Here is a 12,204-nt window from a genome sequence, read left to right as displayed (position 1 = left end):
AACCATGGATACCCCCGACCACATCCTGATCGTCGACGACGACCTCGAGATCCGCGAACTGATCGCCGCCTACCTGGACAAGCAGGGCATGCGCGCCGCCACCGCCGCCAACGGCCGCCAGATGCGCAGTCTGATGGAGCAGCAGCAGTTCGACCTCGTGGTGCTCGACCTGATGATGCCGGGCGAGGACGGCCTGACTCTGTGCCGCGACCTGCGCGCCGGCAAATGGCGCAGCATGCCGGTCCTGATGCTCACGGCGCGCGACGAGGAGACCGACCGCATCGTCGGCCTCGAGATGGGCGCCGACGACTATCTCACCAAGCCCTTCGCGGTGCGCGAGCTGTATGCCCGCATCCGCTCGATCCTGCGCCGCACACGCATGCTGCCGCCGAATCTCGAGGTCAAGGAGCCCGGGCAGTTCATCGCCTTCGGCGACTGGCGGCTCGACACGGTCGGCCGCCACCTGCTGGACCGGGAGGGCACGATGGTGTCCCTGAGCGGGGCCGAATACCGCCTGCTGCGGGTCTTCCTCGACCACCCGCAGCGCGTGCTCACCCGCGACCAGCTGCTGAACCTGACCCAGGGCCGCGAGGCCGACCTGTTCGACCGCTCGATCGACCTCCTGGTGAGCCGCGTGCGCCAGCGCCTGGGCGACGATGCGCGCGAGCCGCGCTACATCAAGACCCTGCGCAGCGAAGGCTATGTGTTCTCGTCGACGGTGGACTTCGTGGACGGCGCGGCATGAACGCCGGCGCACTGCGCTTGCCGCGCTCCCTGTTCATGCGGCTGATGCTGGTCCTGCTGGCCGGGCTGGCGCTGGCGCAGGCGCTGACCTATGTCTGGATCATGAGCGAACGCCGCGAAGCCACGGTCGGCCTGATGCTCAACTTCCTGGAACAGGACGTGGCCAGCTCGGTCGCCCTGCTGGACCGGCTGCCGGCCGCCGAGCGCGCCGACTGGCTGCCCCGGCTGGCGCGCCGCACCTACCGCTTCACGCTCGGCCCCGGCGAGCCCGGCCATGAGCCCGATACCGCGCTGTCGAAGCGGATCGCGGATTCCTTCGTCGCATCGATCGGCAGGCGCTACCGGGTCACGGCAAGCGCCGCGCCGGGCCATCCGAACCGGGTCCAGGCCCACGTGACCCTCAGCGACGGCACGCCCCTGACCATCGACATGCGTCCCGCCGGCCTGCCGGTATCGTCCTGGCTGCCCGCCGTGCTGCTGGGCCAGCTGGCCCTGCTGGGACTGTGCACCTGGGCCGGGGTGCGCCTGGCGACCCGCCCGCTGGCCCAGCTGGCGCGCGCGGCCGACAGCCTGGGGCCCGACCTGCAGTCCGAACGGCTGCCCGAATCCGGCCCGCTCGAAGTCGCGCGCGCCGCCAGGGCCTTCAATGCGATGCAGGAGCGGATCGCCGCCTACATGAGCGAGCGCACCCAGATCCTGGCCGCCATCTCGCACGACCTGCAGACGCCGATCACGCGCATGCGCATGCGGGCCGACATGATGGACGACGAGGTCCAGCGCAACAAGATGAACCGTGACCTGCGCGAGATGGAAGCCCTGGTGAAGGACGGGGTGGCCTATGCGCGTACCCTGCACGGCGCGCGCGAAGCGCCGGTCCGGGTCGACCCGGACTCCATGCTGGAGAGCCTGGTGGGCGACTACCGCGACGCCGGGCAGGACGTCAGCCTGGAGGGCAGGGCCGGCGTCTCCATCGCGGCGCGCCCCCAGGCCCTGCGCCGCGTGCTGGGCAACCTGATCGACAACGGCCTGAAGTACGCGGGCGCGGTGCAGGTCGGTATCGCGCAGGAGAGCCCGGGCGAGATCGCCATCCGTATCAGGGATTTCGGTCCGGGCATTCCCGAGGCTGAACTGGAGAAGGTGTTCGAGCCCTTCTACCGCCTGGAAGCCTCGCGCAACCGCGATACCGGCGGCACCGGCCTGGGCCTGGCCATCGCCCGGCAGCTGGCGACGGCGATGAACGGCAGGCTGGAACTGCGCAACCACCCTCAGGGCGGGCTGGAAGCGACCCTGCGCATCCACGACCTGGAGGACGGCGCCGGCCGCTGAACTTGGCTAGAGTAGGGCCATGCCAGCTTCCGCCCAGCACCCCGTCACGCCGGATGGCCGCTACTTCGTGGTGGCTGGCCGCCTTTGGCGCACCAGCGATCCCGGACTGGCGCCGGAGCGGCGCCAGGAACTGGTGAACGCGCTCATGGGCGCGCGGCGCCAGGTCGGCCTGGCGGTGAAGGCGAAGGACACCGATGCCGAACGCCGCGCACGCGCGGCGGTCGATGCGGCCAAGCGCGCGCTGGGGGAGCGGGGCCCCGTCTGGTGGACCGACGGGGCTCCGGACTACAACCGGCGCATGGTGGCCAACACGCCCTACGCGCAATGGTATGCGGCGCTCGCGCCGGACGATGCTACCCGCTAGGCGTGGCGGGCCGCCGCATGCAGGCGGTAGCCTGCCGGGCTGGTCCGGTACAGGTAGCCGAACAGGATGCTGAAAGTCAGGAAGATCAGGACGTTGAGCCACGCGGTGTCCGGCGTCCCCGGCACCATCAGCTGGCGGTAGAGGCTGACCACCAGCCCGAGCCCATGCCCGGCCAGGTTGCCGATCAGGACGTAGTGGATCTCGGCAAGTTCGACGGCGCGGCTGGCGCCCCAGTTCATGAGACCGTAACCGGCGAGCGATGCGCCGTACAGCATGGCCATATGGCGGCCCGTGATATTCATGCTCTCCGCGCCGTAGGCGTTCATCAGCGCATCCGGCGTGAGCATCAGCATAAGGCCGAAACCCACTCCAAGGACGGCCGCGAGTCGGAAGATCAGGCGATGGTTCATCATTCCCTCCGGGATGATCGACGTGGTCGGCGCGCCTGGCGGGCGCGGCACGGCGTTGCCAACATGGCCACGCCTACTCAGCTTAGGTCGGAATCCGGGGGGCGCAAGGAAGAAGTGGAAATTTGCTGACAGGCAGGCGGCCACTGCCGGTTTTAAGCAGCATTGGAAATGCATATTAGTTAGAATGGGGACATTCCATCAGAGGCAAGCGATGACTTCACCCGCAATCAACCCGTCCTCCATCATCCGGCTGGTCGATACCTTCTACGGGCGCGTGCGCGAGGACGCCGTGCTCGGTCCCGTGTTCGAGGCCAAGCTGGCCGGACGCTGGCAGGAGCACATGCCGCGTATGTATGCGTTCTGGACCAAGGTCCTGCTCGGTACCGGCGAGTTCGAAGGCAACGTATTCGGCAAGCACATGGCCCTGAGCGGCATCGGGAGCGAGCATTTCATCCGCTGGCTGATGCTGTTCAAGCTGACCACGGTGGAGGTGTTCGGCGCGGAGGAGGCGAAGGAGGCGATCCTGGTGGCGGAGCGGATCGCGTCCAGTTTACAGCTGGGGTTTTTTGGGGAGATCAGGGTCTGACGGCTGAGAAGACCCTTAGCCTTAAGACCGTCACCCCCGCGCAGGCGGGGGGCCCAAGTTTGCAAGCGTAGCGATGACGCTGGCAGAACTTGGATCCCCGCCTTCGCGGGGACGACGGGCATATATCGCGGCTAAACCGAGCGAAATCGGGTTGCGCGCTCTTACACCAGCGGCATCGCCGTCGTCTCCTTGATCCGCTGCAGCGCAAAGCTCGACTTCACATCCAGCACCGCCGGATGCTTGAGCAGCGTCCCCATCATGAAGCGCGAGAAGTGGTCCATGTCGCCCACATGCACGCGCAGCAGGAAATCCATCTCCCCCGTCATCGCATAGCAGGCCACCACTTCCGGCCAGGACCCCACCGACACCGCGAAGTCGTTGCGCGGCGAGGTCGCCGGCAGGCCCGGGGCGCGGCTGGCGCTGGCCACTTCGCTGTGTTTTTCCAGGCGCACGTTCACGTAGGCCAGCAAGCCGAGGCCGATCTTGTCCGGATCGAGCAGGGCCACGTACTGGCGGATCACGCCCGCTTCCTCCAGCCGCTTGATGCGGCGCAGGCAGGGCGAGGGCGACAGGTTCACGCGCTCGGCCACGTCCTGGTTCGACAGGCGCCCGTCTGTTTGCAGGATTTCAAGAATCTTGCGGTCGGTTTTATCCAGCTCAATCTTTGACATGCTTCCCTCGGTGTTCTCGTGCATACCGCAATTTTATTGCGCAAATTGCGAAGTGGGGGGAATTGTTTGGAATTTAATGCTTGGAGGCCAGGACTATACTCTCCGCAACACGGGAGGAGACTGACCCACGCCTGCCGCGCGACCACAAGACCAAGAAGAGTCCGTCGCGCCGGCGCCACGCAGGCCAGTTCGCCATGCGGACCGGCGGCCCCCAGCCGCCTTCCGCACATTTGAAGCGACACACGGAGACACCCAATGAACGCACCCCTGGAGCGCGCCGACCTGGCGCTGCCGCAGCACGCTCAGCACCAGCAAGACATCACGCTCGACGACAAGTGGACGCTCGAGCGCGGCCGCGCCTTCATGACCGGCACCCAGGCCCTGATCCGCCTGCCCATGCTGCAGCGCGAGCGCGACCTCAAGGATGGCCTGAACACCGCCGGCTACATCACCGGCTACCGCGGTTCGCCGGTCACCTCGGTCGACCAGACCGCGATGAAGGCGAAGAAGCACCTCGAGGCCCACCACGTCAAGTTCCACCCGGGCATGAACGAAGACCTGGCGGCCACCGCCGTCTGGGGCACCCAGCAGACCAACCTGTACAAAGACGCCAAGTACGACGGCGTGTTCGCCATGTGGTACGGCAAGGGCCCGGGCGTGGACCGCTGCGGCGACGTCTTCAAGCACGGCAACAACGCCGGCTCCGCCAAGCATGGCGGCGTGCTGGTGCTGGCCGGCGACGACCATGCGGCCAAGTCGTCCTCCACCGCGCACCAGTCCGACCACATCCTGACCCACTGCGGCATCCCGGTCCTGTACCCGTCCTCGGTCCAGGAATACATCGATTTCGGCCTGCACGCCTGGGCCATGAGCCGCTACACCGGCCTGTGGGTGTCGATGAAGTGCGTGACCGACATCATCGAATCGGGCGCCGTGGTCGACCTCGACCCGGACCGCGTCCAGATCGTCACGCCCACCGACTTCGAACTGCCCCAGGGCGGCCTGAACATCCGCTGGCCGGACGCCGTGCTGGACCAGGAAGTCCGGATGAACAACTTCAAGTGGTACGCCGCGCTGGCCTATGCGCGCGCCAACAAGCTCAATCGCATCATCTGGGACAGCCCGAAGCCGAAGATCGGCATCATCACCGCCGGCAAGAGCTATGTCGACACCCGCCAGGCCCTGGCCGACCTCGGCATCGACGAGGACGCGGCGCGCGACATCGGCCTGCGCCTGTACAAGGTCGGCATGACCTGGCCGCTCGAATCCGAAGGCGTGCACGAGTTCGCGCGCGGCCTGGACGAGATCCTGGTGGTCGAAGAGAAGCGCCAGGTGATGGAATATGCGCTCAAGGAAGCCCTGTACAACCTGCCGGACGCCGAGCGTCCGCGCGTGGTCGGCAAGTTCGACGACACCGGCGAGTGGAGCAACAAGGACCGCATGGGCCACGGCGACTGGCTGCTGCCGGCCACCTATGAGCTGAGCCCGGCCCAGATCGCGCGCGCCATCGCCTCGCGCATTTCGCACTACTGCGCCGGCCACCCGGTCGAGCAGCGCGTGAAAGAGCGCATCGCCTTCCTGGAAGCCAAGGAACTGGTGCTGAAGAACATTCCGGCCAAGGCCAACCCGCAGACCGACCGCATTCCTTACTTCTGCTCGGGCTGCCCGCACAACAGCTCGACCAAGGTGCCGGAAGGCTCGCGCGCCATGGCCGGCATCGGCTGCCACTACATGGTGCTGTGGATGGACCGCGAGACCTCCACCTTCACCCACATGGGCGCCGAAGGCACGACCTGGATCGGCCAGTCGCCCTTCACCGACGAGAAGCACGTCTTCGTCAACCTGGGTGACGGCACCTATTTCCACTCGGGCATCCTGGCGATCCGCGCGGCCGTGGCCGCGAAGGTGAACATCACCTACAAGATCCTGTACAACGACGCGGTCGCCATGACCGGCGGCCAGAACGTCGACGGCCCGCTCGACCCGGGCATGATCACGCGCCAGATCGCGGCCGAAGGCGTGCGCCCGATCATCGTGGTCACCGATGAGCCGGAAAAATACCCGGACGACTACGCCTGGGCCGAAGGCGTCACCGTGCGCCACCGTTCCGAACTGATGGACGTGCAGAAGGAACTGCGCGAGATGCCGGGTGTGTCGGCCGTGATCTACGACCAGACCTGCGCCTCCGAGAAGCGCCGCCGCCGCAAGAAAGGCGAGTTCCCCGACCCGGCCAAGCGCGCGGTCATCAACGAAGCCGTGTGCGAAGGCTGCGGCGACTGCTCGGTGCAGTCGAACTGCCTGTCGGTCGAGCCGCTGGAAACCGAACTGGGACGCAAGCGCCAGATCAACCAGTCCTCGTGCAACAAGGACTTCTCCTGCGTATCGGGCTTCTGCCCGAGCTTCGTCACCGTCGAAGGCGGCGGCCTGAAGAAGCCGAAGAAAGCGGCGACTTCCGACGCCGCTCCGCCGGCCCTGCCGTTGCCGACTATTCCGTCGGTGGCCGAACCCTTCGGCATCCTGGTCGCCGGCGTCGGCGGCACCGGCGTGGTCACCGTCGGCCAGATCCTGGCGGTGGCGGCCCACGTCGAAGGCAAGGGCGCGATCGTGCTCGACCAGTCCGGCCTGGCCCAGAAGGGCGGCCCGGTGATGTCGCACGTGCGCCTGGCCGAACGCCAGTCCGACCTGCACTCGACCCGCGTGGGCACCGGCAGCGCCGACCTCGTGATCGGCTGCGACCAGATCGTCACCTCCAGCCGCGACGCCCTGAGCCGCATGGGCGAGGGCCGCACCTGGGCCGCCGTCAATTCGACCGGCGCCACCACCGCGGCCTTCGTCAAGAACCCGGACTGGCAATTCCCGGCCGAGGGTTCGCGCGGCGCCATCCTGCAAGCCTGCGGCGCCGAGAACGTCGATTTCGTCGACGCCGGCCAGATCGCCACCGCCCTGATGGGCGACGCGATCGCGACCAATATGTTCATGCTGGGCTACGCTTTCCAGAAGGGCCATGTGCCGCTGCAGGAAGCCTCGCTGCTCAAGGCGATCGAGCTGAACGGCGTCTCGGTGCCCTTCAACAAGGCCGCCTTCAACTGGGGCCGCACCGCGGCCCACGACCTGGCCGCGGTCAAGAAGCTGACCACCCCGGCCCAGGTGATCGAGTTCAAGCGTACCCAGACCCTGGACGAGCTGATCAAGCGCCGCGTCGAGCTGCTCACCGCCTACCAGAACGCCGCCTACGCAGCGCAGTACAAGGCTTTCGTGGACCAGGTGCGCGCCGAGGAGGCCAAGCTGGGCAAGGGAACGCGCCTGGCCGAAGCGGTCGCACGCTACTTCTACAAGCTGATGGCCTACAAGGACGAGTACGAAGTCGCCCGCCTGCATACCGATCCGGCCTTCAAGGCCAAAATCGCCGGCATGTTCGAAGGCGACATCAAGCTCAAGTTCCACCTGGCCCCGCCGCTGCTGGCCAAGCACGACAAGGAAGGTCGCGCGATCAAGAAGGAATACGGTCCCTGGATGATGCGCGCCTTCGGCGTGCTGGCCAAGTTCAAGGGCCTGCGCGGCACCCCGCTCGACGTGTTCGGCTACACCGCCGAGCGCCGCACCGAACGCGCCCTGATCGGCGAATACCGTGCGACTGTCGAAGCGCTGCTGCCGAAGCTGACGCCTGAAAACCTTCCCCAGGCAGTGGCCATTGCCAGCATCCCGGAAGACATCCGCGGCTACGGCCACGTGAAGGAGCGTCACCTGAAGGCGGCCAAGCAGAAGGAAGCCGCGCTGGTGCAGGCCTTCCACGCACCGGCCGGCACGAGGTCGCAGGCAGCATAAGCGGTAGGGTTGGCGGCTAAGCCGCCAGCCCGCCATTTGATGTCCGGCTAGCATCACCTGTTGTTCACCAGACCCAACTGTTACAGTTGCTTGCACTTTCGCCCGATATGCACGTCTATAATCGGGCGCATGAGAACGCCTTCCGCCTCCCTCCGCCTCGTCGCCACCTCGCTCGCAGCGCTGCTGGTGCTTGCCGCCGGCGGCGGTGGCGGTGGCTCGCCCGGCGCCACCGCCGGCACGACGACGCCTCCGCCCACCGGCCAGCAGCCGCCCCCGGCCACTGCGCCCACGCCGCCGCCGGCCACGGGCCAGCAGTCGCCGGAAGACCTCAATCCCAACCTGCTGGGCGAGGCCTTCGGCACCTACTGGAACCTGTGCGCCACCCCGCGCACCGGCGTCGACGCCAAAGGCCGGCCTTTCCCGGACCGCCAGGGCACCCTGCTCGACGAGCTGAAGTTCCTGCGCGCCTGGACCAACGAGTATTACCTCTGGTACAACGAGGTGCCGAACACCTACCGGATGGCGGATTTCACCAGCGCGCTCGACTACTTCGACGTGCTCAAGACCCCGGCGCTGACGGCCTCGGGCAAGGCCAAGGACCGGTATCACTTCACCTATCCGACCGCGGAATGGGAAGCGATGCAGAACGAAGGCATCGACCTGGGCTACGGCCTCACCTTCGCGCGCAACACCGAGCCGAAGATTCCGCGCACCTGGCTGGTGACCGCGGTCGAACCGGGCTCGCCGGCGGAAGCGGCCGGCCTGCGCCGCGGCGACATGCTGACCCGGGTCGACAACATCGATTTCATCAATGCGAGCGGCGACGCCGCGGTCGACGCCATCAACGAGGGCCTGTTCCCGACCTCGGCGGGCACGGCGCACCGCTTTACCTTCGAGCGCGCCGGCGCGCCCTTCGAGGTCACCATGACCGGCGCCGAAGTGCGCGTCGATCCGGTGAAGAACGTCAAGGTGCTGGACACCGCCAACGGCAAGGTCGGCTACCTGAGCTTCGAGACGCATAACGGCGTGTCCGAGAAGCAGCTGGTCGACGCCTTCACCACCTTCAAGCAGCAAGGCGTGAGCGACCTGGTGCTGGACATGCGCTACAACGGCGGCGGCCTGCTCTACGTCGCCAGCGAGCTGGCCTACATGATCGCCGGCCCGGCGGCCACCGCCGGCAAGGTGTTCGAGCGCCCGCAGTACAACGACAAGCAGGGCGCCGACGCGCCGATCATGTTCCGCTCCACCGCCTGGGGCTTCTCGTCGCCCGACCCGATCCGCAGCGGTACGGCCCTGCCTTACCTGGGCTTGAACCGCGTGACGGTGCTGAGCACCTCGGGCACCTGCTCGGCCAGCGAGGCGGTGATCAACGGCCTGCGCGGCGCCGACATCGAGGTGATCCAGATCGGCGGCGCCACCTGCGGCAAGCCCTACGGCTTCACGCCGGTGCCGAACTGCGGCACGACCTATTTCTCGATCGAGTTCAAGGGCGTGAACCACAAGGGCTACGGCGACTTCGCGGACGGCCTGGCGCCGACCTGCCAGGTGGCGGACGATTTGTCGCGCCCGGTGGGCGACCCGGCCGAAGGCCTGCTGGCCGCAGCCCTGGCCTACCGCACCAATAACGCCTGCCCGGCGCCGTCGGCGCAGAGCCGCGCGCGCCAGGTGAAAATGGAACTGGTGCGTCCGCAGGCGAAGGAAATCGCGATCTACCCCGAGCGCCGCTAGACGGCGTTTTCCGCTTGCCCGCGCTCGCTCGCGCTTGCCCGACACCTGCCGGTGTCGGGCAACGCGTCTATAATCTCCGGCTTTGCGACCTCTTCACTTGCCGGAGACTTTCCCGATGATCCGTTCCGCGTTCCTGCTGGCCCTTCTTGCCGCCGCGCCGCTGTCCCATGCCGCTCCCGCCTCCGCCTTGAGCACCGTCTCGGAGCGCTCCGGCTTCCAGGCCACTGGCCGCTACGAGGAAGTGGTCGCCCTGTGCGCCGCCTTCCAGAAGGCCTATCCGAAGCAGGTCAAGTGCATCGACTTCGGCCGCACGCCGGAAGACCGTCCGATGAAGGCCCTGATCGTGAGCGCCAGCGGCGCCTTCACGCCGCTCGACGCCAAGCGCCAGGGCCTGCCGGTGACCCTGATCCAGGGCGGCATCCACGCGGGCGAGATCGACGGCAAGGACGCCGGCTTCCTGGCCCTGCGCGAGGTGCTGGAAGGCCGCCTGGCCAAGGGCGCGCTGGACAAGCAGGTGCTGCTCTTCGTCCCGGTGTTCAACGTCGACGGCCACGAGCGCTTCGGCAAGTGGAACCGCCCGAACCAGCGCGGCCCGGTCGAGATGGGCTGGCGTACCACCGCCCAGAACTACAACCTGAACCGCGACTACGTGAAGGCCGACGCGCCCGAGATGCAGGCCATGCTGGGCCTGGTGAACGCCTGGGATCCGCTGACCTATGTCGACCTGCACGTGACCGACGGCGCCAAATTCCAGCACGACGTCTCGATCCAGGTCGAGCCGGTGTATTCGGGCGACCCGGAATTCCGCAAGGCCGGCCTGGCGCTGCGCACCAACGTGATCGCCGACATCGCCAAGCAGGGCTCGACGCCGCAGTCCTATTACATGTCCTTCGCCAGGACCGACGACCCGATGTCGGGCTTCGTCGACAGCGTGTCCGATCCGCGCTTCTCGACCGGTTACTTCCAGCTGCGCAACCGCATGGCGCTGCTGGTCGAAACCCATTCGTGGAAGGACTACCCGACCCGTGTGCGCGTCACCCGCAACACCGTGATCTCGATCCTGGAGCAGGTCGCCAAGAACGGCAAGGCCTGGCAGCAGGCCGCCTGGGCCGCCGACGCGCGCGCCGCCAAGCTGGCCGACGCCAAGGTGGCGCTGACCTATCGCACCACCGACAAGACCGAGATGGTCGACTTCCAGGGCTACGAGTACACGCGTCAACACTCGGACGTGTCGGGCGTGCTGATGACCCGCTACGACGAGAGCAAGCCCCAGGTGTGGCGCGTGCCGCTCCGTCAGGAAGTGGTGCCGGACCTCGAAGTGAGCGCGCCGCGCGCCGGCTACATCGTCCCGGCCGCGCATGCGGCGCAGGTGGCCGCGAAACTCAAGCTGCACGGCATCGCCTTCCGCAAGCTGGACAAGTCCGTCGCGCGCGCCGAGGTCGAGACCTTCCGCGCCGACAAGGCCAGCTTCGGCGCCACCTCCTTCGAAGGCCACCAGCGCCTGACCGTGGAAGGCAAGTGGAAGACCGAGGCGCGCGGCATCCTGCGCGGTTCGCTGTTCGTGCCGATCGACCAGCCGAAGGCGCGCCTGGTGATGGCGATGCTGGAGCCGCAGGCGCCGGACTCGCTGGCCGGCTGGGGCCTGTTCAACACCGCCTACGAGCGCAAGGAATACATGGAAGAATACGTGGCGGAAGACGTGGCGCGCGAGCAGATGGCGGCCGATCCGCAGGTGGCGGCGGAATTCCAGCGCCTGCTGGCGACCGACCCGGCATTTGCGAAGAACCCGCACGCGCGCCTGGAGTTCTTCGCGAAGCGGCATTCGTCGTGGGATGAGCGCTTCAACCTGTATCCGGTGATGCGGACGAATGTGGGGTTGTGATCGCTGAATAGTGGGGAGCGTCCCCGTTCGGGCCCGCTCCCTTGGCACGTCATCCCCGCCTTCGCGGGGATGACGGTTTTGAGGCTGGTGGTACTTTTTACCTTATCACTGCCCCACCGACCTCAACATCACCGTCGTCACCTTCCCCTCCGTCCCGATCAGCTGATACAGCCGGTCATACTCGTCATCCCCGATCTCCGCCCCCGGCGTCCCGCCGAACAGCGTCACCAGCTCCCCCAGCGTATTCGAGTGCCCCACCACCAGCACCGGCCCCTGGAGCGTCTTCACTTTCTCCACCAGCGCCTTCGGCGCGCGCGGATCGTAGCTCTGCACCTCCAGCCCCAGCGACGAGGCCAGCGGCTTCGCGGTCTGCTGGGTGCGCGCATACGGCGTGCTGAAGATGGCCGTGATGCCGGCGCGCCCCAGGATGGTGGCGATATTGCGCGCCCGCGCCTGTCCCTGCGGCGTGAGCTCGGGGTCCTGGCCGACGGTGGCTTTTTCGCCGTGGCGCACCAGGTAGACCATGCTTGGCCCGGCCATCGCGGCACAGGGCGGGAAGACGGCCAAGGCCAGGACCAGTGGGCGCAGCAGGCGGGAAATCAGGTGCATCGCATTCCTCTCGGGCGAAAAAAAGCAGGGTAGCACGCCCGGGGCGCCCTTCGGCCATG

10 protein-coding genes are annotated in these 12,204 nt (G+C 67.3%); 7 read left to right on the top strand and 3 right to left on the bottom strand.

Annotation, left to right across the window (positions count from 1 at the left end):
• The first annotated feature begins 4 nt into the window (after window positions 1–4).
• From V7778_RS01835 to V7778_RS01825, 3 genes are read left to right on the top strand one after another with little or no spacing between them, the layout of a single operon-like run.
• Window positions 5–745: a response regulator gene (locus V7778_RS01835; RefSeq protein ID WP_335551645.1), complete on the top strand. Its 741-nt coding sequence runs from the start codon at window positions 5–7 to the stop codon at window positions 743–745.
• Complete coding sequence (locus V7778_RS01830) at window positions 742–2,070, top strand: ATP-binding protein (protein ID WP_335551644.1); 1,329 nt, start codon at window positions 742–744, stop codon at window positions 2,068–2,070. The genes V7778_RS01835 and V7778_RS01830 overlap by 4 nt, the downstream gene beginning before the upstream one ends.
• A 19-nt stretch (window positions 2,071–2,089) precedes the next feature.
• Window positions 2,090–2,434: a hypothetical protein gene (locus V7778_RS01825; protein WP_335551643.1), complete on the top strand. Its 345-nt coding sequence runs from the start codon at window positions 2,090–2,092 to the stop codon at window positions 2,432–2,434.
• Here V7778_RS01825 and V7778_RS01820 read toward each other — a convergent pair.
• Complete coding sequence (locus tag V7778_RS01820) at window positions 2,431–2,787, bottom strand: hypothetical protein (protein ID WP_335551642.1); 357 nt, start codon at window positions 2,785–2,787, stop codon at window positions 2,431–2,433. The genes V7778_RS01825 and V7778_RS01820 overlap by 4 nt on opposite strands.
• Window positions 2,788–3,055: 268 nt before the next feature.
• Between V7778_RS01820 and V7778_RS01815 the strand changes: the two genes are divergently transcribed.
• Window positions 3,056–3,430 (top strand): group III truncated hemoglobin, encoded by a 375-nt coding sequence (locus tag V7778_RS01815; RefSeq protein WP_335551641.1) that lies wholly within the window; start codon window positions 3,056–3,058, stop codon window positions 3,428–3,430.
• Between the two features lie 161 nt (window positions 3,431–3,591).
• Here V7778_RS01815 and V7778_RS01810 read toward each other — a convergent pair whose 3' ends face one another.
• Window positions 3,592–4,101 (bottom strand): Lrp/AsnC family transcriptional regulator, encoded by a 510-nt coding sequence (locus tag V7778_RS01810; protein ID WP_211521012.1) that lies wholly within the window; start codon window positions 4,099–4,101, stop codon window positions 3,592–3,594.
• A gap of 255 nt (window positions 4,102–4,356) precedes the next feature.
• Between V7778_RS01810 and V7778_RS01805 the strand changes: the two genes are divergently transcribed.
• The 3 genes from V7778_RS01805 (at window position 4,357) to V7778_RS01795 (ending at window position 11,536) form a co-directional block, all read left to right on the top strand.
• Entirely contained in the window at window positions 4,357–7,926 is a 3,570-nt protein-coding gene (locus tag V7778_RS01805) for an indolepyruvate ferredoxin oxidoreductase family protein (protein ID WP_335551640.1), read from the top strand.
• A 129-nt stretch (window positions 7,927–8,055) separates the two neighbouring features.
• Window positions 8,056–9,654: a S41 family peptidase gene (locus V7778_RS01800; protein WP_335551639.1), complete on the top strand. Its 1,599-nt coding sequence runs from the start codon at window positions 8,056–8,058 to the stop codon at window positions 9,652–9,654.
• A 115-nt stretch (window positions 9,655–9,769) separates the two neighbouring features.
• Complete coding sequence (locus V7778_RS01795) at window positions 9,770–11,536, top strand: M14 family metallopeptidase (RefSeq protein WP_335551638.1); 1,767 nt, start codon at window positions 9,770–9,772, stop codon at window positions 11,534–11,536.
• Between the two features lie 105 nt (window positions 11,537–11,641).
• On the opposite strand, the gene V7778_RS01790 is transcribed toward V7778_RS01795, so the two are convergent.
• Window positions 11,642–12,181: a SixA phosphatase family protein gene (locus tag V7778_RS01790; protein WP_335551637.1), complete on the bottom strand. Its 540-nt coding sequence runs from the start codon at window positions 12,179–12,181 to the stop codon at window positions 11,642–11,644.
• Window positions 12,182–12,204 lie beyond the last annotated feature (23 nt).

The sequence above is a fragment of the Massilia sp. DD77 genome (assembly GCF_036961685.1).
Taxonomy (GTDB): Bacteria; Pseudomonadota; Gammaproteobacteria; order Burkholderiales; family Burkholderiaceae_D; genus Telluria.
This window is presented reverse-complemented; position numbering and strand designations above follow the sequence as displayed.

What these genes read in the sequence shown, in the direction of transcription:
- V7778_RS01795 (WP_335551638.1), top strand. Translation starts at nt 9,770, where the DNA reads ATGATCCGTTCCGCGTTCCTGCTGGCCCTTCTTGCCGCCGCGCCGCTG.
- V7778_RS01805 (WP_335551640.1), top strand. Translation starts at nt 4,357, where the DNA reads ATGAACGCACCCCTGGAGCGCGCCGACCTGGCGCTGCCGCAGCACGCT.
- V7778_RS01830 (WP_335551644.1), top strand. Translation starts at nt 742, where the DNA reads ATGAACGCCGGCGCACTGCGCTTGCCGCGCTCCCTGTTCATGCGGCTG.
- V7778_RS01810 (WP_211521012.1), bottom strand. Translation starts at nt 4,101, where the DNA reads ATGTCAAAGATTGAGCTGGATAAAACCGACCGCAAGATTCTTGAAATC.
- V7778_RS01815 (WP_335551641.1), top strand. Translation starts at nt 3,056, where the DNA reads ATGACTTCACCCGCAATCAACCCGTCCTCCATCATCCGGCTGGTCGAT.
- V7778_RS01825 (WP_335551643.1), top strand. Translation starts at nt 2,090, where the DNA reads ATGCCAGCTTCCGCCCAGCACCCCGTCACGCCGGATGGCCGCTACTTC.
- V7778_RS01800 (WP_335551639.1), top strand. Translation starts at nt 8,056, where the DNA reads ATGAGAACGCCTTCCGCCTCCCTCCGCCTCGTCGCCACCTCGCTCGCA.
- V7778_RS01820 (WP_335551642.1), bottom strand. Translation starts at nt 2,787, where the DNA reads ATGCTGATGCTCACGCCGGATGCGCTGATGAACGCCTACGGCGCGGAG.
- V7778_RS01835 (WP_335551645.1), top strand. Translation starts at nt 5, where the DNA reads ATGGATACCCCCGACCACATCCTGATCGTCGACGACGACCTCGAGATC.